Consider the following 26,990-nt stretch of genomic DNA (forward strand, 5'->3'; position numbering starts at 1 on the left):
CTGGGCATGCCGACCGTCGCGTCGGACCCGTACGGCCACCTGCGCGGGAGCGAGCCGTTCCCCGTCGCGGCGCGCCGGTCCCTCGCCGACACCCAGCTGCGTCAGAACCTCGGACACGCCACCCGCACGATCCGCGCCAAGCGCGCGGGGGTCGTCGCGGAGGTCGACGACTGGGAGGAGCTGCGCCGCGCGGGCGAGGGCATCAAGGCCGACGTCATGGCCCGCCTGCCGGAGCTGCTCGTGCAGTTCGAGGAGGCGGTGACCGCCCGGGGCGGCGTCGTGCACTGGGCGCGCGACGCCGTCGAGGCCAATCGGATCGTGGTGGACCTGGTGCGGGAGACGGGCGCGGATGAGGTCGTCAAGGTCAAGTCGATGGCCACGCAGGAGACGGGGCTCAACGAGGCCCTCGGCGAGGCGGGGATCGCGGCCCTCGAGACCGACCTCGCCGAGCTGATCGTCCAGCTCTCCGACGACCGGCCGTCGCACTTCCTCGTCCCGGCCATCCACCGCAACCGCTCGGAGATCCGCGACATCTTCCTGCGCGAGATGCCCGATGTGGACCCGGAACTCACCGACGAGCCGCGGCTGCTGGCGATGGCGGCGCGTGCGCACCTGCGCCGGAAGTTCCTCTCCGCGCGGGTCGGTGTCTCCGGGGTCAACTTCGCGGTCGCCGACACCGGGACGATCTCCGTCGTCGAGTCCGAGGGCAACGGGCGGATGTGCCTGACGCTGCCGGACACCCTGATCACCGTGATGGGCGTCGAGAAGATCGTCCCCACGTGGTCGGACCTCGAGGTGTTCCTGCAGCTGCTGCCGCGGTCGTCGACCGGGGAGCGGATGAACCCGTACACGTCGACGTGGAGCGGGGTGACCCCCGGCGACGGGCCGCAGACCTTCCACCTCGTGCTGCTCGACAACGGCCGCTCGAACGTGCTCGCCTCACCGGACGGGCGCCAGGCGCTGCACTGCATCCGCTGCTCGGCGTGCCTCAACGTGTGCCCGGTCTACGAGCGCGCGGGCGGCCACGCCTACGGCTCGGTCTACCCGGGGCCGATCGGGGCCGTGCTGACGCCGCAGCTCACCGGCATCCGGGGGACCGACGACGTGAGCGCCTCGCTGCCCTACGCGTCGACGCTGTGCGGGGCGTGCTTCGACGCCTGTCCGGTGCGCATCGACATCCCGCACCTGCTCGTCCAGCAGCGCGCCGCCGCGGTCGACGCACACACCCGCCCGACGACGCAGGACGTGGCGATGCGGGCCGCGGCCGCGGCGATGTCCTCGCCCGGGCGGTTCTCGCTCGTCGAGCGCGCCCTGAAGCTGGGGCGGCTGATCGGGCGCTCGGGACGCATCCGCTCGGTGCCCGGGCCGGGCGCCGCGGCGTGGTTCGGCGCCCGGGACATGCCGGCCCCGCCGGCGGAGACGTTCCGGCAGTGGTGGGCGCGCACCCGGGGGCCGTCCTCGTGAGCGCGCGCGACGAGGTGCTCGCGCGGCTGCGGGCGGCCCGGGACGCCGGCGGCGCCACCGCCCCGGAGGTGCCGCGGGAGTACCGGCGGACGGGGACCGCGCCGCCCGGATCGCCCGAGGTCGTCGACCGGCTGGCCGAGACCCTCGCCGACTACAAGGCCACCGTGCACCGCGTCGCCGACGAGGACGACGTCTCGGCGACGATCGCGGAGATCCTGGAGAGCGCAGGCGTCACGACCTTCGTCGCCCCGCCCGGCCTGCCTGCGCGCTGGCTCGGCGAGGTCACCGCCCGCGTCCGGCCCGACGAGCCGGCGCTGTCGGTGGCGACGCTCGACGCGGTCGACGCCGTGGTCACCGGGGCCGCGGTGGCGATCGCCGACACCGGGACGTTCGTCCTCGACGCGCTCGCCCCGGACCAGGGGCGGCGGGCGATCACGCTCGTCCCCGACCACCACGTGTGCGTCGTGCGGGCCGCCGACGTCGTGTCCTCGGTGCCCGAGGGCGTCGCGCGCCTCGACCCCGGCCACCCGCTGACGTTCGTGTCCGGCCCCTCGGCCACCAGCGACATCGAGCTCGACCGCGTCGAGGGCGTCCACGGGCCCCGCCGCCTCGACGTGGTCCTCGTCGGCCCCATGTGAGCGAAGTTCACGGCTATAGCCGGGAACTTCACTCACGTACGGGGGGTGACCAGCTGTTCCCCGACCGGTCGCGAGCCGATCGGGTGGCACGGATCTCCTCGGCGCGCGGGAGCGGCCGGTCGTCGGCCCGATCGCCTCCGGACGGTTCGGCCTGGCGGTAGGGGGAATCGACCGAACCGCCCATCCGCGTCCGGACGCCAGGAGCCCCACGGTGACCACCCACCCGAACGGCCGCCCGACCCCTCGCGCCGTGCCCACGGTGCCGCCGCCCCCGCCGGGTGGCACGACGGGTGTCGCCGGACCGCTGTCCCAGGCCGTCGCCGAGGCCACCGCCCGCGCCACCCGCTCCCGCCTCGACGACGACCCCCACCGCGCCTGGGACCGCACGGGCGGCGGGCGGCCGGCCCTGGTGCCCAAGCGGCTGCTGGTGGCCGTGTCCCACGCGATCGAGAAGGCCGTGGTGTCGTCGCCGATCGGTGGGCCGGGCCCGGCGACGGTGGTGATCGCGCTGTTCCAGCGCCTGGAGTTCTTCGAGCGCGAGCGGGTCGTCTACGAGCGCCTCGCGGCGGCGGGCGCCGAGGTGGTCGTCGGCTTCGTCCGCGGCGAGGAGCACGCGCCGCCCCGCGGGGTGCACACCGTGCTGATCGAGCCCGACGAGAAGCTCGCCGACGAGTGGACCGTCGTCGCGGTCGGCCCGCGCGCCGGCGCCTTCCTCGTGGCGACCGACCAGCACGCCTACGACGCCCGCGAGCACGACACCGAGGCGAGCCGCCAGTTCTCGGGGCGCTGGGGCTACGCCCACGCCCAGGCCGGGGCGGAGCTCGCCCGGCTGCGCCTCGCCCTGGGCGGGCGGCTCCCGGAGCCGCTGCTGCGCCGGATCGACGGCCTGCTCGGCGAGACCATGGCCGCGGGCGGCGAGCAGGCCGGCAGCAGCGGGTCGCCGGCGGAGGCGTGGGCGACGGCGTCGCTCGCGCACATGATCACGCGGATGCAGACGGCGCAGGCCGGGAGCCGCGCGCTGCGTGAGCAGCTCGCCGACGCCCACCGGGGTGCCGACGCCCACCGCTCGGCCGAGATCGACCCGTCGAGCGGCCTCCCGACCCCGGACTTCCTGGGGCGCTGGGCGGCACCCGGCGGGTCGACCGAGCTCCCGGTCGGGCTCGCCCTGCTCGACATCGCCGGCCTCGGCGCGGAGCTCGAGGACCCGCGCGCCGAGTACCACGCCGCCCGCAAGGTCGCGGCCGCCCTGTGCCAGCCGCTCGGCCCGGTCGACGCCGCCGTGCGCCTGAGCCGTCGCGAGTTCCTCGTCGTCGTGCCGGGCGCCTCGGCGCGGCACCTCGCGGGCCTCGGCGACGAGGTGGCCGAGCAGCTGGAGCTCGCCTCCGACGGCTACCCGCACGTCCCGCTGACCGCCACCGTCGCCACGATCGTCACCCACGCCCGGCCGCTGCCCGTCGAGGACCTCCGGGTCGCGCTGGATCGTCTGCCGGCCGACGCCGTGGGCGCGGTCGACGCGGGACGGACGCCGGCGGGTGAGCGCATCGCGGTCGTCTCCACCCGTGCGGGCCGGGTGCTGCCGGAGCCGGGCCGGCACGAGCCGGTCGCGGCCGCCACGGACACGGGCCCTGTTCCGGTCCCCGACGGCGAGACCACTGCCGAGCACCCCTGGTTCGGTCCCGACGGCGTCGAGGACCCCGACGCGCTGCTCCCCGGCTCCCGGGGCGTCGTCGCGGCGGAGGTGCCCCAGCAGATCGGGCCGGGCGTGCGTCCGCGGTGATCAGCGACCGCGCACCGGCCGCCCCCAGTCGGTGCCGTCGCGCAGGGTCCGCTTGAGCAGCTTGCCGCCGGGGTTGCGCGGCAGGGGGTCGGTGGTGACGACGACGAACTGGGGCACCTTGAAGTCGGCGAGCTGCGTGTCGAGGTAGGCGAGGACGGCGTCGACATCGACGCTCCCGCCCACCAGCACCGCGCCGACCTTCTCGCCCATGACGTCGTCCGGGACCCCGACGACGGCCGCGTCGGACACCCCGGGCGCGCCGGCGAGGGCGTTCTCGACCTCGACCGAGTAGACGTTCTCGCCGCCGCGGTTGATCACGTCCTTGGCGCGGTCGACCACCCGGACGAGCCCGTCGTCGACGCGGGCGAGGTCGCCGCTGTGCAGCCAGCCGTCGACGAACGTCCGGGCCGTCGCCTCGGGGGCCTCCCAGTACCCGTCGACGACGTTCGGGCCCCGGATCAGCAGCTCCCCGACGCCGGCGTCGTCGACGTCGGTCAGCGCGAGGTCGACCACCGGGGCGGCGAAGCCCACGGAGTCGGCGTGCTCCACCGCCCACTCGTGAGGCAGGAACGTGGAGATCGAGGAAGTCTCGGTCAGCCCGAACCCATTGCCGAGCCGGGCCCGCGGGAGGCGCTCCTGGAGCCGGCGGACCAGGTCGGGCGCCATGGGCGCGCCGCCGTAGGTCGCGCGGCGGACGCCGGAGAGGTCGACGTCGAGGTCGCTGCGGGCCAGCGTCAGCCCGTAGATCGCGGGGACGGAGACCAGCGTGTCGATGCGCTCCTCGACGATGGTGCGCACGAACGCGTCCGCCTGGAACGTCGGCAGCACCACCGTCGTCCCGCCCAGGCCGAGCTGGACGAGCAGCTGCGAGTTGCAGCCGGTGACGTGGAACAGCGGGACCGAGACGAGGTTGCGCAGCGTCGGCCCGGCGGCGCGGTCGATGCCGATGACGCGGATCGCGGTCTCGACGTTGGACAGGAAGTTGCCGTGGGTGGTGCGCGCGCCCTTGGGGCGGCCGGTGGTCCCGCTGGTGTAGAAGATCGCCGCGAGGTCGCCGGGGACGAGGTCCTCGAGGGCCTCGGGGTTCCCCTCGGGCAGCGGCGACCCGGCCCGCAGCACCGCGGCGGCCCCGGAGTCGGTGAGGACGTGCTCGATCTCCGGCGCGGCGAAGCGGGTGTTCACCGGGACGGCGACGGCGCCGGCGAGCAGCGTGCCGAGGAAGCCGACCACCCAGTCCAGGCCCGCCGGCAGCAGCGAGGCCACGCGGTCGCCGCGGGTGATGCCGTCGCCGACCAGGCCGCCGGCCACCCGGGCCGCGCGGTCCCACAGCTCGGCGTACGTGACGCGCTCGCCGCCGACCTCGACCACCGCCTCGACGTCGGGGTGGCGCTCCACCGACGCCCGCACCATCGCCACCACCGACGGGGCGAGGTGGTCGTAGCGCGCGATGCCGTCGTCGCCGCGGGTGATGCCCGTCGTGTCGAACGGCGCCGGGCCGCGGGGCAGGGGTTCGGGGGGCAGGGGTTCGGGGCTCACGAGAAGTACCGCCGCGGGTTCTCGACCAGCATCGTCGTGAGCTGCTCGTCGCTCACGCCCTGCTCGCGCAGCGCGGGGAGCACGTCGTGGTGGATGTGCTCGTAGTGCCAGTTCGGCGCCGCCTGCGCCAGCGCGGCCTGGGAGGCCTCGCCGGAGAAGAAGTCCATGTAGCAGGCCGCGTCGTGGGCGAGCACGATCCGGTCGGCGTACCCCTGGGCGCAGAGCGCCGCGATCGTCGCGACCCGCTGCTCGGTCGGGTTGAACAGGTCCAGCCCGAACCGGTCGCAGCCGATCGTGGCGCCGCGGTCCATGATCTCGCGCAGGTAGTCGAGGTCGTTGGTGTCGCCGGCGTGCCCGACGACGACCTTCGTGAGGTCGACGCCGTTCTGCTCGTACAGGTCGAGGGCGAGCCGCCCGGTCTGGTGTGCGCTGTTGGTGTGCACCGTGATCGGCACGCCGGTCTCGACGTGGGTGGCGGCGATGGCGTGCTGCACCCGCGTCTGGTCGGGCGTCAGGCCCCGCTCCTCGACGACGCCCTTGAGGAACGCCGCCTTGATCCCCGTCCCGGCGATGCCCTCGCGGATGTCCTTGACGAACATCTGGACCATCGGTTCGTCGCCGCCGAGCAGCGTGTCCGGGCCGCGGTAGTGCAGGAAGTGCGGGATCTCGTCGAACGTGTAGAGGCCGGTGGCCACCACGATGTGGAGGTCGACCTCGGCGTTGATCCGCGCGACGCGGGGGATGTAGCGGCCGAGCCCGACGACGGTGGGGTCGACGATCGTCGTGACGCCCAGGTCGCGCAGGCGGCGCAGCTTCTCGATCGCGTCGGCGACCCGGACCTCCTCGTCCCAGTACTCGTCGCCGTAGTTGGCCATGATGTCCGGCGTCAGCACGAACACGTGTTCGTGCATCAGCGTCGTGCCGAGATCCCCGGTGTCCACCGGACCCCGCACCGTCTCCACCGTGGGCATGCCCGCACCTCCGCCGCGTCGCCTGTGACCCGGACCACCCTCACCGATGGGGCGCGCTGAGGCCAGCCCGAGCCGTCAGGCCGGGCGGTAGGCCAGCAGGCGGACGCCGAGGGCGCTCTCGGCGCGCCGGATCTCGGCGAGCTGCTCGTCGGTGAGCTCGGCGTAGGGGCTCTCGGCCTCGTACGCCACGAGCGGGGTGCCGATGCGCTCCTCGACGCGGCGCAGGTCGTCGAGGGCGGCGTCGTCGAGCGCCGCAGGGCGCAGGTCGGGACCGGAGGACGGGGCGGACACGGGACCTCCCGAGAGGTGGAGCTGAACGGATGTGACCGGCACCACTGCCGGGTGCGGCCGAGTATCCCGCGCCCGGAGGGACCAATCACCCCGTCCGGGCGGAAGTCGCCGAACGTGCGATGCGTTGACGTAAGTGCGATGACGAGATCCCTCCCGGCCCCGGCCACCACCCGGCTCTGGACCCCGCAGCGCGTCCTGGTCACCCGCTCCGCGCAGGAGCACCCGCACACCGCCGAGATCCTCCGACGGTGCGCGGCGGCCGGCGTCGACGACGTCGAGCTGCTGCGCGGCGACCGGATCACCGGCCTGCGCGGGGAGACCGAGCGCGAGACCTACGCGCGGGCGAAGTCGACGCTGGCGGTGGTCACGAGCCCGGCGTCGGCGCGGAAGCTCGACCCGATCCCGCCGAGCGCCGACTGGCGGGTCGACCTCGCCCGCGGCTGCCCGGCCCACTGCCAGTACTGCTACCTCGCCGGGTCGCTGACCGGCCCGCCGATGACCCGCGTCTACGGCGACCTCGAGGAGATCCTCGCCGGCCTCGACGCCTACGTCGGCCACGGCACGATCACCTCGACGAACGTCGACCGCGCCGCGGAGGGGACCACCTTCGAGGCGTCCTGCTACACCGACCCGCTGGGCATCGAGCACGTCACCGGCAGTCTCTCGGCGGCGATCCGCCACGTCGGCACCCACGACTTCGGCGGCCCGGTGCAGCTGCGGGCGACGACGAAGTTCGCCGACGTCGCGGGGCTGCTCGACCTGCCGCATGGCGGTCGCACGCGCCTGCGGTTCTCCGTCGGCCCGGAGTCGGTGGTGGGCCGGTTCGAGGGCGGGACCGATCCCGTCGGGAAGCGCATCGACGCACTCGCGACGCTCGCCCGCGCGGGCTGGCCGGTGGGTCTGACGATCGCGCCGATCATGCCCGTCGGCGACTGGCGGGAGGCGTACTCCGACCTGCTCGCGCGGGTCGCGGCGGCGCTCGAGGGGGTCGACGACCTCGACCTCACCGCCGAGTGCATCACCCACCGGTTCACGCCGGGGAGCAAGGAGACCCTCGAGACCTGGTACCCGCGCACCCGCCTCGAGATGGACCCCGAGCAGCGACGCACCAAGCGCGGGAAGTTCGGCGCGGTGAAGCACGTCTACCCCGACGACGTGATGGCGGACCTGCGCGCCCACGTGACCGCCGAGCTCGCGGAGCGTCTGCCCGCGGCCCGGGTCCTGTACTGGACGTAGGGGCCGTCGAGCAGGGGATCGTTATCTTTCCGTGATGCTCGCCGGGGCTCGGGAGAGCCTTCGGTGGGCCGTCACTGTCGGGGGTCGGAGCTAGCGTTCTTTCCGTGAGCATCGACCAGGATGTCCGGGTCGGCCTGGTGGCCGGGCTGGATGCTCTCGCGCCCGGCGCGGAGCTGGCCGCTGCTCTGGAGCGCCTGTCGCCGGCCGCGTTGACCGGTGAGGATCTGGGCGCCTATGTGCGGGGGCGGTGGCGGTTGCAGAACCGGGCGACCGCCGAGCTGCTCGAGGGCCTCCATCACCTGGGTCGGGCGCAGGCCGGTCGCACCGAGCGGCTGGCGTCCTCGGACGAGTTCTCCGGCGACGAGGTCTCGGCCCTGCTGGGTTGGTCGCGCACCATGTCGAGCCGCAAGCTCGATCTGGCCGACGATCTCGCCGAGCGGCTGCCCGAGGTCGGCGACGCCCTCTACCAGGGCTGGCTCGACGAGCCCAAGGCCCGCACGGTCTGCGACCAGACCCGCGACCTCGCCGACGACCACGCACACGAGGTGTGCCGGGTCGTGCTGCCCGAGGCGCCGGAGCTGCCGGTCGCCGCGTTGATCGAGCGGATCGAGCAGGTCGCGACAGCGCTGGACCCGGAATGGGCCCAGCGGCGCCGGAAGCGGGCTGAGGCCCGGGCGCGGGTGATCCTGTCGGCGAACCCGTCGGGGACCGCGAACCTGTCGTTCTGCGACGCGCCCGCCCCCGACGGCATCGCCTCCCAGGCCCGTATCGACGCGCTCGCCGCCACGGTCCGTCGTCTCGGGGTGCTGATCCCGATCAACCAGCTGCGCCTGCAGGTCGGGCTGCGGCTGCTCGACGGCTCCACCGCCGGAATGGACGACCGCACCATCGCCCTGCTGCTCGCCGCCGAGCACCACGCCCAGAACACCCCCGACGACCCCGCCACGCCTGACGAAACCGGTGACGACGGTGGCCCCGACAGCGGGCCGGACGACAGCGGGCCGGACGACAGCGGGCCGGACGACAGCGGGCCGGACGACAGCGGGCCGGACGACAGCGGGCCGGACGACAGCGGGCCGGACGACAGCGGGCCGGACAACAGCGGGCCGGACAACAGCGGGCCCGACAACAGCGGCCCCGACGGCGAGGGTCCCGACGACAACGGCCCGTGCCGGTCCGGCGCTGCACCGCGCGCCACCGACGACTCCGGGCCGGCTGACGACGACCCCGTTTCGACCGTGCCTGCGCCGCGGTCACCCTCGGAGCAGGGCGTCCTCGACCTCCCCGACCTCCCGGACGCTCCCGAACCTGCGGTGCCGCTCGACCCGCCCGACACCGGACCGGGCCGCATCCGGGAGGGCTGCGTCGAGGTGCGGCTGCGGCTGAGCACCGCGCTCGGGCTCGACGAGCACCCCGGCAGCGTCCCCGGCTACGGGGCCGTCCTCGCCGACGACGCCCGCACCCTGGCCCTGCGGCACCGCGACGGCGAATGGCGCGTCGTGCTCACCGACGACCAGGGCCGCCTCCAGCACGTCCTGCTCACCCGACACCGACCCCACCGACCACCCGGCCCCCGCGGCCGGCATCGGACGCGGGGACGCCGGGCCTCGATCGTCGAACTCCAGGTCCCGACCACGGTCCTCGCCGCCCTCGACCCCGACGACCACCCCGACTGGGCACCACTGCTGCGCGAACTGCAGCAACGGCTCGCCGACCTCGGGCGCCCCGGCGCGCCTCCGGACCGCCACGCCGGACCCGACGACCGGGCCCGGCGGCGTCCCGGCGCCGAGCTCGACCGCTGGATCCGGGTCCGCGACCGGCACTGCGTCGCGCCCTGGTGCCGGCGCCCCGCCCACAAGGCCGACCTCGACCACACCCTCGCCCACGCCCGGGGCGGACCCACCTCCTCGTGGAACCTCGGCGCCTGGTGCACCCACGACCACCGCGCCAAACACCACGCCCCATGGACCGTGCGCCAACCCAGCCCCGGGCGCTTCGTCATCCGCACCCGCGCCGGCATCACCCACACCAGCCACCCCAAGCGGATCACCGACCCACTGCCCGCCCCGAGGCCGGCCGCCGCACCCCGGCCCCTGCCCGACGACGGCTGGGTCGACGACCGCACCGACGACATCGACCCCGACTGGTTCCGGAAACTCACCAACAAGGCCCGCCCCACGGCCACCACCCCGACCCGCAGCACCTACGACGACGAGCCACCGTTCTGAGGGCCGAGCGCGCCTACAGCAGCAGCGCCAACTGACGCGACTGCGCGACCAGCCGTCCCGCGGAGTCCCACACCTCCACGTCCTCCTCGTGCAGGCCGTGGGACAGGTGGTTCGTCACCGTGCGGCACCGCAGCGGGCCGGGCGCCGGGTGCTCGCGCAGGTGCACCGTGAGCTGGGCGGTGCTCGAGCCGCGGCCGAGCTCGAGCACCACCGGCGCCGCGCCGTCGACGACGAAGGCGAGGTCGAGCAGCGTCGCGTCCGACCCGTCGGCCAGGGCGAACCAGAACTCCGCGCGAGGGTCGCCCGACGGCTCGCCGCGGGTCCAGCCCGGCATCTCGGTCACCCCGTAGCGCATCCGCCGGCCGACCGCCGCGACGGTCGCGGGCGCGTCGGCACCGCCGAACGTGGTGCACGCGTCGAACGGCGGGAGCTCCGGCGGCGTGGTCACGTCGTGCGGCTCGGCCGGGCTCGCGGCGAGGTCCGCGAAGGTCGCCTCGAGGCGCAGGACGTCACGCTCCCCGCCGTCGGGGCCGGGCTGCACGATCCGCGACGTGCCCGTGGCCAGTCGGCGCCCGGCCCGCACCACCTCGGTGAGCACCCGCGCAGGCCCGGGCATCGCCGGGCGCAGGTACGACGCCGAGGCCACCACGGGGTCGGGCAGCGGGACCTCGCCCGCGAGCGCCCGCAGCGCGACGCTGAGCTGGTACCCGCCGTTCAGGCGTCCGTCGTCGAGGCCCCAGCGGTCGGACAGGACGATCTCGTGCACCCCGTCGGCCACCCGCTCGGACGCGCTGTCGAGTGCGAGCTCACTGATCACGTCGCTGAGTAGACCACCAGGTCCGCAACGCCGCGGCGTCGTCGTCGTCGCGGTCGACGTCCAGGGAGGCCAGGGTGTCGACGACGTCCGTCACCTCCTGCTCCTCGACGCGACCGTCGGCGTACTCCGTGGTCAGGGTGGTGCGCACGAGCCGTCGGCTCACGCCGTCGGCCAGCCGCATCACGACGAGCTGGCCCGTGAACGGCGACGAGGGGTGGGTCGCCGTGAAGTGGTGCGCGACCTCGTCGTCGACCGGCTCGGACGGCTCCGGGTCCAGGCGGTACGCCCGCTCCTCGCCGTCGCGGGTGGACCGCACGAGCGTCCACTCCCGGCCCTCGCGCTCGAGCCGGTGCGGCCAGCCGGCCTGGTCGACGACGACCCCGTCGCGCAGTGGCATCGGCACCAGCATGCTCGCCCCGAAGCCGACGTCGATGAGCTGTTCGTCCACGACCAGGGCCCGGTGCGTGCGCGGGCCGCCGCGGTCGGCCTGGACGCGCGCCATGACGGGCCGCACCTCGTACCCGAGGTGACCCAGCACGGCGGCTATCAGGCGGGCGTGCTCGTAGCAGTAGCCGCCGCGGCGTCGGCGGACGAGCTTGTCGACGACGACGTCGAGCCCGATCCCGCGGTGGCGGCCGAGGACGACGTCGACGTTCTCGAAGGGGATCGCGGCGACGTGCGCGCGGGTGAGCTCGGGCAGCGTCGGTCGCTCGCCGGAGAGGCCGACCCGGTCGAGGTATTCGGCGACGACGGAGGCCGTCAGTCCGGTGTCCACGGCGGTGCTCATGCCCTCCACGGTGGGACCTCGAGTCCCATCGAGGTCAAGCGTCGTGTCAGGCCTCCGTGCCCCGGCGTCCGCGGGGGAGGGCGCGCACGAGGGGCAGGACGCGATAGGCCACCCGCTCGGTGAGGGCGATCTCCGTGCGGGTGCGCTCCACTCCCGGGGTGCCGATGATCCCCTGGACCACCTGCTCCAGGTGCGCATTGGTCCGGGCGACCACCCGGGCCCAGAGGTCGCCGTCGCCGGTGATGCTGTGCACCTCGACGACCTCGGCGACGGCCTCCAGAGCCGTGGCGACGTCGTCGAGGCGGCCCTGCGTGATGTGCAGGGTGACGAACGCGTGCACGTCGAAGCCCAGCGCCTCCGGGTTCACGTGCGGCGCGAAACCGACGATCACCCCGCGCTCCTGGAGCCGCAGGAAGCGTGCCTGGGCGGTGCCGCGGGCGATGCCGAGCGCCCGCGCGTGCTCGCGGAGGCCGGCCCGCGGGCGTTCGAGCAGGGCGAGCAGCAGGGCGCGGTCGAGGTCGTCGAGGTCCATGTGTCGTCCATTGGCCGAAGGGGATCAGTCAGAGCCCTACCGAGCTGGACCATTGGCCCAGTCGATCTGTACGAGACTAGACCACTGGAGAGTAACTCCCTACCTTTCGTGACACCGCGAGAAGCGTGGCGGACGCCGGGGACCACCCGCCCGGACGTCCGCCCGCCGAGGAGGTGCGCCATGACCGTCGACGTCCGCCCGCCCACGTTCGACGTTCCCCACGGTGACGGTGACGGCCTTCCGCAGCGGCCCATGACCCTGCGCGACCGCTACGCGCTGACCATCGGCCGCGTGCACCTCACCGGCGTCCAGGCCCTCGTGCGCCTGCCCCTCGACCAGCACCGCGCCGACCGTGCCGCGGGTCTGCGCACCGGGGGCTACGTCTCGGGCTACGAGGGCTCGCCGCTCGCCGGCTACGACCTCGAGCTCGCCCGTCACCGCGACCTGCTCACCGAGCACGACGTCGTCTTCGCGCCCGGCCTCAACGAGGAGCTGGCCCTGACCGCGGTAGAGGGCACCCAGCTCGCCGCGGCCACCGGCTCGCTCACCCGCGACGGGGTCGTCGGCTACTGGTACGGCAAGGCACCCGGCCTCGACCGCGCCACCGACGCTCTGCGCCACGCCAACCTCACGGGCACCCACCCGCGCGGCGGCGCCGTCGCGTTCGTCGGCGACGACCCTGCCGCGAAGTCGTCGAGCGTGCCCTGCGCCTCCGAGGCCGCGCTGGCCGACATGGCCGTCCCGGTGCTCTACCCCGCCGACTCGCAGGACGTCCTCGACCTCGGACGCCACGCCGTCGCGCTCTCCCGCGCGAGCGGGCTGTGGACCGCGCTGAAGATGGTCACCGCGGTGGCCGACGGCTCCGGCACCGTCGACCTCGACCCGGACCGCGTGCGCATCGTCGCCCCGGACGTGACGATCGACGGCCGCGAGTACGTGCACACGCCGTCGGCGACGCTCCTGCAGCCGCACCTCGGGCCGATCGAGCGCGACCTCTACCGCGCCCGGCTCGAGATCGCCCGCCGCTACGCCGCCGCCAACGGCCTCGACCGGATCGTCGGCCACGGACCGGCGCGGATCGGCGTCGTCGCGGCCGGCAAGAGCTGGCTCGACCTGCGCCAGGCCCTCGACACCCTCGGGCTCGACGACGCCGAGCTCGCCCGCCGGGGCGTGCGCCTGCTGCGGGTCGGCATGCCCTGGCCCCTCGAGCCCGGGATCGTCGACCGCTTCGCCGACGGTCTCGACGAGATCGTCGTCGTCGAGGAGAAGCGCGCGTTCCTCGAGACCCAGATCAAGGAGCGGCTCTACGGCCGCGCCGGAGCGCCCGCGGTGCACGGCAAGCGGGGGCCGAGCCAGAGTCCCGGTGAGAGCGCCACCCTCTTTCCCGAGCACGGCGACCTCGACCCCGACGTCATCGCCCGCCGGCTCGGCGCTCGCCTGCTCGCGCACGGGTCGTTCCCGTCGGTGGTGGCGTGGCGCGACGCGAAGGCCCGCCGGAGCCGGATCGACCTGTCGCTGACGCCCGTCGAGGGCGCGCACCGCACCCCGTTCTACTGCTCGGGCTGCCCCCACAACACCTCGACCACCGCGATCCCCGAGGGCTCCCTCGTCGGCGCCGGCATCGGTTGCCACACGATGGTGCTGCTGATGCCCGAGGAGCAGGTCGGCGAGGTCACGGGCCTGAGCCAGATGGGCGGCGAGGGCGCGCACTGGCTGGGCATGGAGCCGTTCGTGGACGCCGACCACTTCGTGCAGAACATGGGCGACGGGACGTTCCACCACTCCGGCTCGCTGGCGGTGCGCGCCGCCGTCGCGGCCGGGTCGCACCTGACCTTCCGCCTGCTCCACAACGGCGCCGCGGCGATGACCGGCGGGCAGGACGCCGTCGGCGCGCTGTCGATGCCGGCGCTCACGAAGAGCCTGCAGGCCGAGGGCGTCGCGCGGATCATCGTCACCACCGAGGACCGCTCGCGGTACAAGGGCGTGCGCCTCGCCCAGGGCGTCGACGTCTGGGACCGGTCGCGCTACGAGGAGGCCCAGCGGGTCCTCGCGGACACCCCGGGCGTCACCGTCCTGATCCACGACCAGGAGTGCGCGGCCCAGAAGCGCCGCAAGCGCAAGCGCGGCACGATCGCCGACCCGAGCACCCGCGTAATGATCAACGAGCGCGTCTGCGAGGGCTGCGGCGACTGCGGGCAGACGTCGAACTGCCTGTCGGTCACGCCGGTCGACACCGAGTTCGGCCGCAAGACCCGCATCCACCAGGCGTCGTGCAACAAGGACTACTCCTGCCTCGACGGCGACTGCCCGGCGTTCCTGACCGTCGAGCCGGGGTCGGCGCGCTCGGCGCCTGCGGTCGAGGCCCTCGGCCCCGACGCGTTCGCGACCCCTCCGGTACTGGTCGACCCCGACGCGTTCACCGTGCGGCTCGCGGGGATCGGTGGCACCGGCGTGACGACGGTGTCCCAGGTGCTCGCCACCGCCGGGCTCGTGGCCGGGCGTCACGTGCGCGGCCTCGACCAGACCGGCCTCGCGCAGAAGGGCGGCGCGGTCGTGTCCGACGTCAAGATCAGCCGGGCGTCGCTCGAGGCGGCGGGCCGGGCGGCCGAGGGCGAGTGCGACCTCTACCTCGGCGCCGACCTGCTGGTCGCCGCGGAGCCCTCGAACCTCGCCACCACGTCGTCGTGGCGCACGGTCGCCGCGATCTCGTCGGCGAAGGTGGCGACCGGCGCGATGGTCGTCGACCCGACGGTCTCGTTCCCGGACGCGGACGCGGTGCTGAAGCGGATCACCGAGCGGACCCGGAAGGACGCCGGGGTGGTCGTCGACGCCCGCGCGCTGAGCGAGGCGCTGTTCGGTGACGACCAGTTCGCGCTCACGCTGCTGCTCGGCGCGGCCTTCCAGACCGGCGCGCTGCCGCTGCCCACCGCGGCGGTGGAGGAGGCCTTCACGCTCAACGGCGCGGCGGTGGAGAAGAACCTGCAGGCGTTCCGGCGGGGCCGCCAGGCCGTCGCGGACCCGACGGCGTTCGCGGCCGTCGTCGCCGCGGCGACGGGCACCGGCCCCGACACGGGCGTGCCGGGCCTGGACGCGCGCGGCGCCGCGGAGGCGGCCGAGATCGTCGCGTCGATCGGTGCCCCGGCGAACAGCGAGCTGGCGCGCCTGGTCGGCATCCGGGTGCCCGAGCTCGTCGCGTACCAGGACGCCGAGTACGCGCGGCAGTACGCCTCGGTGGTCGCGGGCACCGTGGACGCCGATCCGCGCCTCGCCGAGGCCATCGCCACCGGGCTGTACAAGCTCATGGCGTACAAGGACGAGTACGAGGTCGCGCGGCTCTCGCTCGACCCGGCGCTCGCGGCCTCGGTGCGCGCCCAGTTCGGCGACGGCGCCCGGTACGCGTGGAAGCTCCACCCGCCCGTGCTCCGGGCCGTCGGGATGCAGCGCAAGATCACGCTGGGCCGCTGGTTCCGGCCGGGCTACCGCACCCTGCGGGCGATGCGCCGCCTGCGCGGCACGCGGCTCGACCCGTTCGGCGTCGCCGAGGTCCGTCGCGTCGAGCGGGAGCTGGTGGCGGAGTACCGCGCGCTGATCCCGACGCTGCTCACCCTCGCCGACGGCGGCGACACCGACCGCGCCGTCGAGATTGCCGGCCTGCCGGACATGGTGCGGGGCTACGAGCAGATCAAGCTCGACAACGTCGCCCGCTACCGCGCCCGGCTGGCCGAGCTGCTTCCTAGCTGACGGAGTAGGTGATCGCAGGCTCCACGGCCACCGGGGTCGCGAGGCTGTTCGCGATGTAGCACTCGCCGTGGGCGAGGTGCACGAGCCGTTCCACGCGCGGGACGCTCGGGCCCGGCGCCACGGTGATCTGCGGTCGCAGCACGATCCCGGCGATCCGCGCCGGACCCTCGTCGTGCGACATCGCCGCCTCGGCGTCGTCGCGGTAGTCGGTGACGTCGACCCGCGCCCGCGCGGCGATCGCGAGGAACGAGAGCAGCTGGCACGACGACGCCGCGGCCAGCACCAGCTGCTCGGGGTCGAGCCGGGAGGCGTCGCCGCCGAGCGACGGGTCGTTGGAGAGCTCGAGCGCGGCGGCGGCCGGCGGCGCCTCGACCCGGTGGGCGCGGTCGTACGCGTCGTAGCCGGCCCCGGTCGAGCCCGACCAGGTGCACGTCGCGCGGTAGCGGTGGGTGCCGTCGGGCGCCTCGGTGAACGCCATCAGGGCAGCTCGTAGTCGAGGGTCAGCAGCTCGTGCGCCACCAGGCCGGTGCCGCTCAGGCCGGTGAGGTCGCCGGCGCCGGACCCGGCGACGACGAAGGCCCACTGGCGCATCTCCTGCCCGTCCCCGCCGGCGGCGCCGTGCTGGAGCACGAAGCTGCCCGTCCGGCCGTCGAGCTCGCCGACGACGCGCTCCTGCGCGAGGTACGCCGCCCCGCCCTCGCCCTGGGTCGTGAGGATCTCGCCCACCGCCGTGCCCTGCAGGGCGCCGGAGTAGGTCTTCCGGATCAGCGCCCGGCCCGTCGCCGGCCCCCGGCCCTCCGGCTCGGCCAGGGCGTCCCCCTCCGCCGGCTCCCAGAGGTCGATGCTGAACGCGCTCTCGAGGTGGGTCACGCGATCATCCTGCCGGGTGAAGGCTGACACCTCCCGTCAGGGTTGGGTCGGCTCCCCGACCAGTTCATCCGCGAGCGCCCGCAGCCGCGCCCGGGCCTGCGGGTCCTGCGCCTGCGGGTCGGGGCGGGCCTCGCGCACGCCGTTGAAGTACCGCCCGGTGACGCCGGCGAGCTCCGGGTCCACCGCGAGCCGTGCCGTCGCCGCGACACCCTCGGCGATCGTGCTGATCGGCGACGGCACGATCTTCGTCGGCATGTAGGTGGCCGGGTGCAGGGCCGTCGCGGTGACGACGCCCGGGTCGAGCTCGTCGGCGAGGTCGTAGGCGTCGAGGATCTGCGCGAGCTTGCTCTGGCAGTAGGCACGCCAGCCCGAGTAGTCGCGCTCCAGCATGACGTCGTCGAAGTCGATCGCCGCCTGCCCAGCCGACGACACCATGACGATCCGCGCCGGGCCGCGCTCGGTGCCCGCCGCCTGCAGGGACGGGAGAAGCCGGCGGGTCAGCAGGTGCCCCGCGAGGTAGTTGACCGCGAACCGGAGCTCGTGGCCGTCGACGCTCTCCTGGCGCTCCCCGCCTCCGGGGACGTCGGCCCCGATGCCGGCGTTGTTGACCAGCACGTCCAGTGCCGGGTGGTCGGCGGCGACGCGGTCGCCGAGCTCGCGGACCTGGGCGAGCTCGGCGAGGTCGGCGCGGTACGAGGCGACCTCGATGCCGGTGGCCGCGCGGATCTCGTCGACGGTCGCGACCAGCCGCTCGGGGTCGCGTCCGTGGACGAGCACCTCGTCGCCGCGGCCGACGAGGTCGTGCGCGAGGGCGCGGCCGAGACCGTCGGTGGCGCCGGTGATCAGGACGACAGCCATGTCACTCCGACGTGTAGGAGTAGCCACCGGGCAGGTCGACGGTCTTCTTCTTCGTGCGGCTGTTCCAGCTCACGCCGAAGAGCTTGACCGTCCAGGAGCGGGTCGTCCCGTTGCCCTCGGAGCGCGAGACGTTGCGCCACACCGGCAGCGGGCCCAGCTTGCGACGACCGCGGTAGTTCAGTCCCATGGTCGCCCTGTGCCCACTGCCGGCGCCGGCGTCACATCGAGATCACCCAGAGATCACCCCAGAGATCACTTAGGGACGGTCGGTCCGCTGGCTCGGGTAGCGCGTAGCGGACTGCGGCCCGTAGTACTGCGGCTCGGGGAACGGGGTGGTGCGGCCCGGGACGCTGGTCTGCTTGCGGACCTGGCGCATGGCCGAGTCGATGTGCTTCCGGTAGCGCCCGCCGGTCTTGCCGTCGACGAACGCCGCGGCCTGGTCCGCGTAGCGGTTGACCTTCTCGGGGTTCTGCCGCGCGTAGCGCCGTGCGGCGGCGATGGCCGCGCCCGCGGCCGCGACCCTGCGCATCAGGGACATCGTGTTCTCCTCGGAGTTCGGGGGGACGTCATCGAGTGTGCCCGTTCCGGGCGACGGAGGCGTCGAGCACCACCGTCGGCCCTCCGTCCGCCGCGTGTGGCGGCCAGGGCAGGGCGTCGGTGGCGGGGTTCCCGGTCCGGACGAAGCGCAGCCACGCCGCGCGCATCACCGCGCCGAGCGGCTCGATGTCGGCGTCCCAGTCGGCGCCGCGCAGCATCGGCGCGTCCGCCCAGGCGTCCCGCGCCCCGAACAGGAACGGCAGCTCGATGCAGTGGCACGCCCCGAGCGCGGACGCGGGCGCCCGCCACGCGAAGCGGTAGCTGAACGTCCGGGCGCCGCCGCGGGCCGCGTCGTCGGCGAACCGCTCGGCCGGCGCCCCGAAGACGCGCCGCGTCGCGAGCGCGGCGCCCGCCGAGGTGAGCCGCCCGAGCAGCGGGAGCCGCTTGAGTCCCCAGAGGGCCGGGCTGATGCGCACGAACGTCTCGGCCTCGTCGGCGGTCGACCCGACGAGCACGTCGTGACCCGCCGACGCCGCGTCGGCCCAGGTGACCCCGGCCGACAGCGGCGGGACGCCGTTCACCGGCGCGAAGGCCGGCGACGAGTCGAGGCCCCCCGGTCCGGCCGCGCGGATCATCGCGTGGCGCTGCGCGGCGAGCAGGTCCCCGACCTCGGCGGTCGCCGGGTCGGCGCCCTCGAGGCCCTCGGTCACGTACCCGGCGACGCGGGCGGCCCGCTGCGGGGACGACAGGCCGAGCCCCAGCTGGCCGCTCTGCAGGATCGCGCGCCGGAACAGCGGCCGGGCCTCGGGAAGGGTCATGAGGCAGGCGATCGAGTGCGCGCCCGCGGACTGGCCCATCACGGTGACCTGGTCCGCGGCGCCGCCGAAGGCGGCGATGCGGTCGCGCACCCAGCGCAGGGCGGCGATCTGGTCGAGCAGGCCGAGGTTGCCGTCGGACACCCCCGGAGCGGCGAGCCACCCCAGCACCCCGAGGCGGTAGCCCACGTTGACCGTGACGACGTCACCCTCGCTCACCAGCCGGGCGGTGTCGTACCAGGACGTGGCCGCCGACCCGATGACGTAGGCGCCGCCGTGCAGCCACACGAGCACGGGGCGCGGCACGCCGTCGGCGAGCGCCGCGGCCGGGGCACGCACGTCGACGCGCAGGCAGTCCTCGTCCTGCGGGGTGCCGTCGTCGGGCGAGGGCCCGGTGACGGCGGCGACCCGCGCGGGCAGCTGCGGCGCGGTCGGCCCCCGCTCGACGGCCTCCCGGACGCCGGACCACGGCTCCGGCGCGCGCGGCGGGGCGAAACGCGCGGCCGTGGCGTAGCGGATGCCGAGGAACTCGACGACGTCACCTCGCCGTCGACCGCGCAGCACGCCGTCGGGCAGCGTGACGGTCGGGTCGGCGACCGACGTGCTCACGCGTCGTGCCCGCGTCCGTCGCGCCCGTGTCCGTGGTGTTCCGTGAGGTGCTCGCCCAGCAGGTCGAGACCGAAGTCGTGGCCGGGGTCGCGCCACACCGAGTGGGCGTGGTTGACCGCGCGCTGGGTGTTGTCCCACTCCGCGAGCAGGCGCGGACCCTGCAGCCGGTAGTAGTGGGGCTCGCCGCGCTCCGCGCCGCCGGCCCAGGCGAACGCCACGGCGTCGAGGGCGTCCCCGTCGAAGCGGGCCCGCTCGCGCTCCACGATCCCGGGCGGCATGCGGCCGACGTAGGTCTCCAGCACCTCGCGCAGCATCGCCCGCTGGGCGGCGGTCATCTCCGCGGCCGGCAGGCCACGCGGGGTCGCTGTCAGCTCGGTGGCCGCGCGGTCGGCGTCGGTGACGCCGAGCTGGGTCTCCAGGTTGTCGTGCATCGACCACATGCGGTCCTCGAGCTCCTGCTCGAAGTGCCCGCGCCACAGGTCCGCCAGCGGGATCACCCGGTCGCCCGGGGCGGGCCGGACGCGGTTGCCGCCGACGATGTCGGGCGCCGCGACGGGGGTGAGCACGGCGCGGGCGCGCTGGTCGGCGTCGAGGGCGTGGAGCAGGTCGCGGGCGGTGTCCTCGACCGCGCCGAGCGGGCGCAGCTCCCGACCTCCGAGCAGCGGCGAGACCATCGGGTCGGCGCCGAGGAAGCACGGGCTCCCGGCGACGGCCTCGCCGTCGACGACGAGGTGGTGCACCGACACGTGGTGGCCGCCGAAGCGCCACGACCAGGGGCCGGCGCCGGTCGGGTCGCCGAAGACCCGCAGGTAGTACATGCCGGGGTCCCGGCCGCGGTCGCGGGCGAAGCCGGCGGTGAACCCCTCGGTGCGGTCGAGGACGTTCTCCAGACCCATGATCGTCGAGGCGCTGACGTAGGCCGCCTCGGACAGCCCCGTCGCGAGCAGGCGCATCGCCGCGCGCTGCTGGTGGGGCCGCTGCTGGTGGATCGTCAGCCCGCCGTGGTCGGTGGGTGTGTAGTACCAGCGCAGGCGTTCGATGTCGGCGGCGTTCGAGCCCGGCCACGTCCAGACGCCGGTGGGGCGCTGCTCGTCGTCGAGGCCGTCGACCCACGCGGCGGCCGCCTCGGCCATGGCCGAGGCGACCGTGCGCGGGGTCGCGGGGGACGTCATTTGATCCGCTGCAGCTGCGTGATCACCAGGCCGTCGGCACCGCCGACGAGGTACTCGTCGAGCTTGCCGGCGAACTCCACCAGGTGCCCGTTGCCCAGGTGCGCCTCGAGGTGCCCGGGGCTCGTCCAGTTCTCGTAGAAGAAGAACGTGGCGGGATCGTCGACCGCGACGTGCAGGTCGTAGTTGACGCAGCCGTCCTCGGCCAGCGTCGGCTCGACGAGCTGCTCGAGCTCGGAGCGCAGCTGCTGCTCCTTGCCGGGCAGGGCGGTCATGCGCGCGATGACCGTCAGCAGCGTGCGGTCGTCGTCGGTGGGTGTCGGCACGGAGTCTCCCCGGGGTGGACGGCAGCGTCCTGTGATCCGTACCCGGGCCACGGGCCGGTCAGTCCCGGCGGCCGCCGGGGTCCTCGTCCTCGGCGGTCCGTGAGCCCGTGCCGTCCTCCTCCTCGGAGATCGACAGCTCCTCCTCGTCCCCGCCGGGCGACCCGACGGGCGCCTCGACGTCGCGACCGTCGTCGCCCTGCCCGTCGTCCTGCTGCTCGACCGGGCCGTCCTCGACCGGGCCCTCCTCGACCGGGCCCTCCTCGACGGGGCCGTCCTCGAGCGGGCCGTCGTCGTGCGGACCGCCGACGGGAGGAGGACCGGGCGGCGGGCCCGGGTTGGCCGACGGGGGATCCGCCGGCGGCGCGGGCGCGTTGGTGAGGGTGCGGGACGCGCGGATCGCCGAGCGCGCCCGCACCTGCTGGATGCCCACGAGCCCGGCACCCAGCAGCGCGGCGAGCACACCAAAGACCGCCACCGCGGAGACCGTCGCGATGGCGCCCCCGAGGATCGCCAGCACACCCACGGCGATCCACACGAAACCGATCGTGCGCATCGTCGCGATGGTGGGCGGCGGCTCCGGGGGCTCGGTCATGCGCGCGCTCCGGTCACGTCGTGTAGCCGGCCTTCTCGGCCCGCTCCAGCGACGCGCGGACCTCCTTCTCGGCCTCCGCGCGGCCGACCCACTCGTGGCCCTCGACCTTCTTGTCGGGCTCCAGCGCCTTGTAGACCTCGAAGAAGTGCTGGATCTCCATGCGGTGGTACTCGTCGAGGTGGTGGATGTCGCGCAGGTGCTCGAGGCGCGGGTCGTCGCTGGGGACGCACAGCACCTTGTCGTCGCCACCGGCCTCGTCGGTCATGCGGAACATCCCGATCGCGCGGCTGCGCACGAGGCAACCGGGGAACGTCGGCTGCTGGACGAGGACGAGGGCGTCCAGCGGGTCGTCGTCCTGGCCCAGGGTGTTCTCGATATAGCCGTAGTCGGCGGGATACCGCGTCGCCGTGAACAGCGTCCGGTCGAGGCGCAGACGCCCCGATTCGTGGTCCATCTCGTACTTGTTGCGGCTGCCCTGAGGCACCTCGACCAGCACGTCGAACTCCACCAGCAGCTCCCTCGCCGTCGTCGGGCCGACAGTGTGTCGCGTCCGGGTGCCCGGCGCCCACCCCGGGCCCCGATCGGCCGTGTCGGCGGCTGCGCTCCGTGGCCCGCTGTGGAGCCCGGGAAGGGGGTATACGTGACGGGAGGGTCGGGAGGTGGCGCTGATGGGCGTCTCGAGGCGGTTCGACGCGTTCCAGCGCCGACACCGGTGGGCCGCGCTGCCCCTCGCCGTCATCTACAAGTTCCTCGACGACCAGGGCACCTACCTGGCCGCACTCCTGACGTACTACGGCCTCGTGTCGCTGTTCCCGCTGCTGCTGCTCGGCGTCACCGGTCTCGGCTACGTGCTCCACGACGACCCGGCCGCCCAGCAGGCGGTGCTGTCGTCGGCGCTGCGCAACGTGCCGGTGATCGGCGACCAGATCCGCGACAACGTGCACACGCTGAGCGGGAGCGTGGCCGGTCTCGTCGTCGGCGTGGTCCTGGCCGTCTACGGCGCCCTGGGCGTCACCCACGCCGCACAGCACGCGCTCGACGAGGTCTGGGCGGTGCCGAAGGCCGAGCGCGCGAGCATCGGGGTCGCCTACGGCAAGGGCGTGCTGGTCGTGGTGCTGGTCGGCTGCGGCGTGATGGTCACCGCCGGGCTCTCGACGCTGGCGACCGCCGCCGGCGAGACGACCGGGCTCGGGGCGCTCGGCCGCGCCGCCGCGACCCTCGCCGGCACCCTCGTCAACATCGGCCTTTTCCTGCTGGCCTACCACCTGCTGCCGGCCCGCCCGGGGCGCCTGCGCGACCGCCTGGTCGCGGCGATCGCCGCCGGGGTCAGCTGGCAGGTGCTGCTGTCGGTAGGCACCTGGCTCGTCGGGACCCGCCTGCAGGGCGCGAGCGCGACGTACGGCTTCTTCGGGATCGTGATCGGCCTGCTGGCCTGGATCTACCTGGCGGCGTCGGTGTTCGTGCTCTGCGCCGAGCTCGACGCCGTCCTCGTGCGCCGGCTGCACCCGCGCAGCCTGTTCAGCATGTATCCCGACGACCGCGACACCACCGCGGCCGACCTGCGGGCCTACGCGTCCTACGCCGAGTCCGAGCGGCAGAAGGACCACCAGTCGGTCGACGTGAAGTTCGAGGAGCCGGGCGCTCCCGGGTAGACGCACGACGGCCCGCGTTCCCCGGTGGGGAGCGCGGGCCGTGTCGTGTGCTGCCCGACGGGGCGTCAGGCCTGCTTGATGGCCGAGATGTCGAACTCGAGGCCGATCTTCTCGGAGACGAGCACGCCGCCGGTCTCGAGCGCGGCGTTGAAGGTGATGCCCCAGTCCTTGCGGTTGATCGTGGTGGCGCCCTCGAAGCCGGCGCGGACGTTGCCGAACGGGTCCTTGGCGAGGCCGGTGAACTCGAAGGGCACGGTGACCGGCTTGGTGGTGTCCCGGATCGTGAGGTCACCGGTGATCGTGAAGGTGTCGCCGTCCTTCTCGACCGAGGTCGAGCGGAAGGTGATCTCCGGGTAGACGTTCACGGCGAGGAAGTCGTCGCCCTGGACGTGCCCGTCACGCTGCTCCTGGCCGGTGTTCAGGCTGTTGGCCGCGATGATGATCTCGACGCCCGAGCGGGCCGGGTCCTCGCCGATGCTGGCGTTGCCACGGAACTCGCCGAACGTGCCGCGCACCTTCGTGACCATGGCGTGGCGGGCGGTGAAACCGATGCGCGTGTGCGCGGGGTCGATCTGGTACTCGCCCACGAGCTCGAGGGTCGGCGCGGCGGTCTCGGTCATGTCATCCTCCGAAGGGAGACTTGAAGCATCAACTGTCAACGCAGACTCTAGCACTCAAGGTTGAGACGTCAACTATTGGACGGTGCTGTGACCGGGGTCTCGCGAGGCGGGGGTCAGGTGTGTCAGGCGACGAGCGCGGCGAGATCGGTGTCGGCCGTCGCGACCGGGCCCGCCCAGCGGGTCGACAGGGCGGCGGCGAGGGTCGTCGAACCCGGGCCGAGCACCCGGACGGCGAGGCGCGGGCCCGCGAGCCCGGTGGCGCTGGCGGCGAAGCGGGCGAGGGCGTCGGGCGTCCAGGCGGCGGCGCTCACCTCGACGACGACGTGCACGGTGCTCGTCGCGAGCAGGACGGCGAGCGCCTGGGCGGTGCTCGGCCACTGGCGGCCCCCGGGCGCGGAGCCGGCGGGGATCGTGACGGCCGCGGCGCCGCCCAGCTCGGCGGCCCGGGCCTGCGCGAGCATCGCGTCGAGGTCGCGCGTGCCTCCCGCGGGATCGACGAGGCCGTGCAGGACGGGGTCGAGGCGCACGACGCGGGGCGGGGCGATGGTGGTCACGGTGACGAGCTCCAGGCAGTGGTCGCGGGGGGAGCGCCGGACAGCGGCGCGGGCGGGCACCGGCGGACGCGCGGGCGGGAGCGTGGAGGACCGATCGGCTCCTGGCCGGGGCGTCCTAGCGACAGAGCTCGTCGAAGCTGTCGAGGCGACGGCTCGGCCAGAACCGCTCGAGCGTCTCCCCGGACATGCGCGGGAGTCTGCCCCGACCCCGGGGGAGGGACAAGCGTTACCTTCGCCTCATGGAGTCCGCCGACCTCAAGCCCCGTAGCCGCGACGTCACGGACGGGATGGAGCGGGCCGCCGCCCGCGGGATGCTGCGTGCGGTCGGGATGACCGACGACGACTTCGCGAAGCCCCAGATCGGCATCGCGTCGTCCTGGAACGAGATCACCCCCTGCAACCTGTCCCTGGACCGCCTGGCCACCGCGGCCAAGGAGGGCGTGCACCACGCCGGCGGCTTCCCCATGGAGTTCGGCACGATCTCCGTCTCGGACGGGATCTCGATGGGCCACGTCGGGATGCACTACTCGCTGGTCAGCCGCGAGGTCATCGCCGACTCGGTGGAGACGGTGGTGTCCGCCGAGCGTCTCGACGGGACGATCACGCTCGCGGGCTGCGACAAGTCGCTGCCCGGCATGCTGATGGCGGCGGCGCGGCTCGACCTCGCGTCGGTGTTCCTCTACGCCGGCTCGATCATGCCGGGCACCGTGGACGGCAAGGAGGTGTCGATCATCGACGCCTTCGAGGCCGTTGGTGCCTGTGCGCGCGGGCTGATCACCCGCGAGAAGGTCGACGAGATCGAGCGCGCCATCTGCCCCGGCGAGGGCGCCTGCGGCGGCATGTACACCGCCAACACCATGGCCTGCGCGGCCGAGGCGATGGGCATGGCGCTGCCCGGTTCCTCGTCGCCGCCGAGCGCCGACCGCCGCCGCGACGGGTTCGCGCGGCAGTCCGGCGATGCCGTGGTCGGGATGCTGAGCCGCGGGCACACCGCCCGCGACGTCATGACGCGCGAGGCGTTCGAGAACGCGATCGCCGTGGTGATGGCGTTCGGCGGCTCCACCAACGCGGTGCTGCACCTGCTCGCGATCGCCCGCGAGGCCGGCGTCGACCTCGTGCTCGACGACTTCAACCGCATCGGCGACAAGGTCCCCCACCTCGCCGACGTCAAGCCGTTCGGCCGGCACATGATGACGACGGTGGACAAGGTCGGCGGCGTCCCGGTGGTCATGCGCGCCCTGCTCGACGCGGGCCTGCTGCACGGCGACGCCCTCACCGTCACCGGGCGCACCGTCGCCGAGAACCTCGACGCGCTCGCGCCCGGCCCCCTCGACGGCGACATCCTGCGCCCGCTGTCGAACCCGATCCACCCCACCGGCGGGCTGACGATCCTGCGCGGCTCGCTCGCGCCCGACGGTGCGGTGGTCAAGTCGGCGGGCTTCGACACCGCCTCGTTCGAAGGCACCGCGCGGGTCTTCGACGGCGAGCAGGGCGCGATGGACGCGGTGTCCAACAACGACCTCAACCCCGGCGACGTCGTCGTCATCCGCGACGAGGGTCCGCGCGGCGGGCCCGGGATGCGCGAGATGCTCGCGGTCACCGGGGCGATCAAGGGCGCCGGGCTCGGCAAGGACGTCCTGCTGCTCACCGACGGCCGCTTCTCCGGCGGCACCACGGGCCTCTGCGTCGGGCACGTCGCGCCCGAGGCCGCGCACGGCGGGCCGATCGCGTTCGTGCGCGAGGGCGACCGCATCCGCCTCGACCTCACGGCGCGCACCCTCGACCTGCTGGTCTCGGACGAGGAGCTCTCCGAGCGGTCGGCCGGCTGGACCGCGCCGCCGCCCAAGCACCGCACCGGCGTCCTCGGCAAGTACGCCCGCCTCGTCGGCTCGGCGGCCGAGGGCGCCGTCGTGGGCTTTGACTGAACGGGCCCGCTTCGACGACCTGACCCCGCGCGACCTCTACGACCTGCTCGCCCTGCGGGTCCGGGTGTTCGTCGTCGAGCAGGAGTGCGCGTTCCAGGAGCTCGACGGCCTGGACGCCGAGGCCGAGCACGTGTGGACGCGGGGCCCGGCCGGCGAGGTCGTGGCGTACCTGCGCGTGCTCACCGACGGCGAGAGCACCCGGATCGGGCGCATCGTCACCGCCCCCGAGCACCGGGGGACAGGTGCCGGGGCGGCGTTGGTGCGGACCGTGCTCGCGGGGATCGAGGGGCCGGTCGTGCTCGGGGCCCAGGTGCAGGCCCAGGGCTTCTACGCACGGCTCGGCTTCGCCGTCGACGGCCCCGGCTACGACGAGGACGGCATCCCGCACGTGCCCATGCGGCGTCCCTGAGGGTCGACTCTGAGCGTCCTCACAGCCGCATCTCAG

General features: G+C 74.3%; 27 protein-coding genes. 9 read left to right on the plus strand and 18 right to left on the minus strand.

The genetic code is table 11. The annotated features are described in order from the left end of the window. The first annotated feature begins 6 nt into the window (after positions 1–6). The 3 genes from ACQPYN_RS03070 to ACQPYN_RS03080 all read left to right on the plus strand — a co-directional run bounded on the left by ACQPYN_RS03070 (position 7) and on the right by ACQPYN_RS03080 (position 3,879). Complete coding sequence (locus ACQPYN_RS03070) at positions 7–1,464, plus strand: LutB/LldF family L-lactate oxidation iron-sulfur protein (RefSeq protein ID WP_433038689.1); 1,458 nt, start codon at positions 7–9, stop codon at positions 1,462–1,464. Continuing rightward, the gene (locus ACQPYN_RS03075; RefSeq protein WP_433033290.1) at positions 1,461–2,102 is read left to right on the plus strand and encodes a LutC/YkgG family protein; all 642 of its coding nucleotides are present in this window, start codon (positions 1,461–1,463) and stop codon (positions 2,100–2,102) included. The genes ACQPYN_RS03070 and ACQPYN_RS03075 overlap by 4 nt, the downstream gene beginning before the upstream one ends. Positions 2,103–2,313: 211 nt before the next feature. Next, positions 2,314–3,879 (plus strand): DICT sensory domain-containing protein, encoded by a 1,566-nt coding sequence (locus ACQPYN_RS03080; protein ID WP_433033293.1) that lies wholly within the window; start codon positions 2,314–2,316, stop codon positions 3,877–3,879. Here the strand turns inward: ACQPYN_RS03080 and ACQPYN_RS03085 are convergent, their stop codons facing one another. The 3 genes from ACQPYN_RS03085 to ACQPYN_RS03095 form a co-directional block, all read right to left on the minus strand. After that, complete coding sequence (locus tag ACQPYN_RS03085; RefSeq protein ID WP_433033296.1) at positions 3,880–5,415, minus strand: class I adenylate-forming enzyme family protein; 1,536 nt, start codon at positions 5,413–5,415, stop codon at positions 3,880–3,882. Then, complete coding sequence (locus ACQPYN_RS03090) at positions 5,412–6,386, minus strand: phosphotriesterase family protein (protein ID WP_433033298.1); 975 nt, start codon at positions 6,384–6,386, stop codon at positions 5,412–5,414. Before ACQPYN_RS03090 ends, ACQPYN_RS03085 begins: the two co-directional genes overlap by 4 nt. Positions 6,387–6,461: 75 nt before the next feature. Further along, positions 6,462–6,677: a hypothetical protein gene (locus ACQPYN_RS03095; RefSeq protein WP_433033301.1), complete on the minus strand. Its 216-nt coding sequence runs from the start codon at positions 6,675–6,677 to the stop codon at positions 6,462–6,464. Positions 6,678–6,815: 138 nt separating this feature from the next. Between ACQPYN_RS03095 and ACQPYN_RS03100 the strand changes: the two genes are divergently transcribed. Further along, a complete protein-coding gene (locus tag ACQPYN_RS03100) occupies positions 6,816–7,913 on the plus strand; it encodes an SPL family radical SAM protein (protein ID WP_433033304.1) in 1,098 nt (365 codons plus the stop codon). Between the two features lie 104 nt (positions 7,914–8,017). Continuing rightward, positions 8,018–10,141 carry a DUF222 domain-containing protein gene (locus ACQPYN_RS03105; protein WP_433033307.1) on the plus strand — a complete coding sequence of 708 codons (2,124 nt, stop codon included), beginning with the start codon at positions 8,018–8,020 and terminating at the stop codon, positions 10,139–10,141. 13 nt (positions 10,142–10,154) lie between these two features. Here the strand turns inward: ACQPYN_RS03105 and ACQPYN_RS03110 are convergent, their stop codons facing one another. The 3 genes from ACQPYN_RS03110 to ACQPYN_RS03120 are packed head-to-tail and all read right to left on the minus strand — an operon-like array spanning position 10,155 to position 12,277. After that, complete coding sequence (locus ACQPYN_RS03110) at positions 10,155–10,958, minus strand: thioesterase family protein (protein ID WP_433033310.1); 804 nt, start codon at positions 10,956–10,958, stop codon at positions 10,155–10,157. Further along, positions 10,948–11,745: an arylamine N-acetyltransferase family protein gene (locus ACQPYN_RS03115; protein ID WP_433033313.1), complete on the minus strand. Its 798-nt coding sequence runs from the start codon at positions 11,743–11,745 to the stop codon at positions 10,948–10,950. Before ACQPYN_RS03115 ends, ACQPYN_RS03110 begins: the two co-directional genes overlap by 11 nt. Positions 11,746–11,791: 46 nt before the next feature. Continuing rightward, the gene (locus ACQPYN_RS03120; protein ID WP_433033316.1) at positions 11,792–12,277 is read right to left on the minus strand and encodes an Lrp/AsnC family transcriptional regulator; all 486 of its coding nucleotides are present in this window, start codon (positions 12,275–12,277) and stop codon (positions 11,792–11,794) included. Between the two features lie 252 nt (positions 12,278–12,529). Between ACQPYN_RS03120 and ACQPYN_RS03125 the strand changes: the two genes are divergently transcribed. After that, positions 12,530–16,018 carry an indolepyruvate ferredoxin oxidoreductase family protein gene (locus ACQPYN_RS03125; RefSeq protein WP_433038690.1) on the plus strand — a complete coding sequence of 1,163 codons (3,489 nt, stop codon included), beginning with the start codon at positions 12,530–12,532 and terminating at the stop codon, positions 16,016–16,018. Here the strand turns inward: ACQPYN_RS03125 and ACQPYN_RS03130 are convergent. From ACQPYN_RS03130 to ACQPYN_RS03175, 10 genes are all read right to left on the minus strand, one after another. Continuing rightward, a complete protein-coding gene (locus ACQPYN_RS03130) occupies positions 16,011–16,496 on the minus strand; it encodes an OsmC family protein (RefSeq protein ID WP_433033319.1) in 486 nt (161 codons plus the stop codon). The two genes, ACQPYN_RS03125 and ACQPYN_RS03130, sit on opposite strands and share 8 nt — an antisense overlap. Beyond that, the gene (locus ACQPYN_RS03135; protein WP_433033322.1) at positions 16,496–16,888 is read right to left on the minus strand and encodes a DUF3224 domain-containing protein; all 393 of its coding nucleotides are present in this window, start codon (positions 16,886–16,888) and stop codon (positions 16,496–16,498) included. Before ACQPYN_RS03135 ends, ACQPYN_RS03130 begins: the two co-directional genes overlap by 1 nt. A 36-nt stretch (positions 16,889–16,924) precedes the next feature. Next, complete coding sequence (locus ACQPYN_RS03140; RefSeq protein WP_433033325.1) at positions 16,925–17,746, minus strand: SDR family NAD(P)-dependent oxidoreductase; 822 nt, start codon at positions 17,744–17,746, stop codon at positions 16,925–16,927. A 1-nt stretch (position 17,747) separates the two neighbouring features. Then, positions 17,748–17,933, minus strand: a complete 186-nt coding sequence (locus ACQPYN_RS03145) for a hypothetical protein (protein WP_433033328.1) — start codon at positions 17,931–17,933, stop codon at positions 17,748–17,750. Between the two features lie 69 nt (positions 17,934–18,002). After that, positions 18,003–18,275 (minus strand): antitoxin, encoded by a 273-nt coding sequence (locus tag ACQPYN_RS03150; RefSeq protein ID WP_274188423.1) that lies wholly within the window; start codon positions 18,273–18,275, stop codon positions 18,003–18,005. A 37-nt stretch (positions 18,276–18,312) separates the two neighbouring features. Next, positions 18,313–19,707, minus strand: a complete 1,395-nt coding sequence (locus tag ACQPYN_RS03155; protein WP_433033331.1) for a carboxylesterase/lipase family protein — start codon at positions 19,705–19,707, stop codon at positions 18,313–18,315. After that, positions 19,704–20,879, minus strand: a complete 1,176-nt coding sequence (locus ACQPYN_RS03160) for a DUF3500 domain-containing protein (protein ID WP_433033333.1) — start codon at positions 20,877–20,879, stop codon at positions 19,704–19,706. The genes ACQPYN_RS03155 and ACQPYN_RS03160 overlap by 4 nt, the downstream gene beginning before the upstream one ends. Continuing rightward, positions 20,876–21,202, minus strand: coding sequence for a putative quinol monooxygenase (locus ACQPYN_RS03165; protein ID WP_328302729.1), 327 nt, complete (start codon positions 21,200–21,202; stop codon positions 20,876–20,878). Before ACQPYN_RS03165 ends, ACQPYN_RS03160 begins: the two co-directional genes overlap by 4 nt. A gap of 58 nt (positions 21,203–21,260) precedes the next feature. Next, positions 21,261–21,794: a hypothetical protein gene (locus ACQPYN_RS03170; RefSeq protein ID WP_433033336.1), complete on the minus strand. Its 534-nt coding sequence runs from the start codon at positions 21,792–21,794 to the stop codon at positions 21,261–21,263. 13 nt (positions 21,795–21,807) lie between these two features. Further along, positions 21,808–22,302, minus strand: coding sequence for an inorganic diphosphatase (locus ACQPYN_RS03175; RefSeq protein ID WP_274188418.1), 495 nt, complete (start codon positions 22,300–22,302; stop codon positions 21,808–21,810). Positions 22,303–22,462: 160 nt separating this feature from the next. On the opposite strand from ACQPYN_RS03175, the gene ACQPYN_RS03180 reads away from it, so the two are divergent. Beyond that, the gene (locus ACQPYN_RS03180; RefSeq protein WP_433033341.1) at positions 22,463–23,446 is read left to right on the plus strand and encodes a YihY/virulence factor BrkB family protein; all 984 of its coding nucleotides are present in this window, start codon (positions 22,463–22,465) and stop codon (positions 23,444–23,446) included. Between the two features lie 65 nt (positions 23,447–23,511). Here ACQPYN_RS03180 and ACQPYN_RS03185 read toward each other — a convergent pair whose 3' ends face one another. Both ACQPYN_RS03185 and ACQPYN_RS03190 read right to left on the minus strand, forming a co-directional pair. Further along, on the minus strand, positions 23,512–24,066 hold the full coding sequence (locus tag ACQPYN_RS03185; protein ID WP_433033344.1) for a YceI family protein: 555 nt from the start codon (positions 24,064–24,066) through the stop codon (positions 23,512–23,514). 122 nt (positions 24,067–24,188) lie between these two features. Continuing rightward, on the minus strand, positions 24,189–24,620 hold the full coding sequence (locus ACQPYN_RS03190; protein ID WP_433033346.1) for a hypothetical protein: 432 nt from the start codon (positions 24,618–24,620) through the stop codon (positions 24,189–24,191). Between the two features lie 239 nt (positions 24,621–24,859). Between ACQPYN_RS03190 and ilvD the strand changes: the two genes are divergently transcribed. Beyond that, the gene (ilvD, locus tag ACQPYN_RS03195; protein WP_433033349.1) at positions 24,860–26,545 is read left to right on the plus strand and encodes a dihydroxy-acid dehydratase; all 1,686 of its coding nucleotides are present in this window, start codon (positions 24,860–24,862) and stop codon (positions 26,543–26,545) included. Further along, positions 26,538–26,954 (plus strand): GNAT family N-acetyltransferase, encoded by a 417-nt coding sequence (locus ACQPYN_RS03200; protein WP_433033351.1) that lies wholly within the window; start codon positions 26,538–26,540, stop codon positions 26,952–26,954. The genes ilvD and ACQPYN_RS03200 overlap by 8 nt, the downstream gene beginning before the upstream one ends. Positions 26,955–26,990: the final 36 nt, after the last annotated feature.

The sequence above is a fragment of the Actinomycetospora sp. CA-053990 genome (genome assembly GCF_050948445.1).
In the GTDB taxonomy this organism is placed as follows: Bacteria; Actinomycetota; Actinomycetes; order Mycobacteriales; family Pseudonocardiaceae; genus Actinomycetospora; species Actinomycetospora callitridis.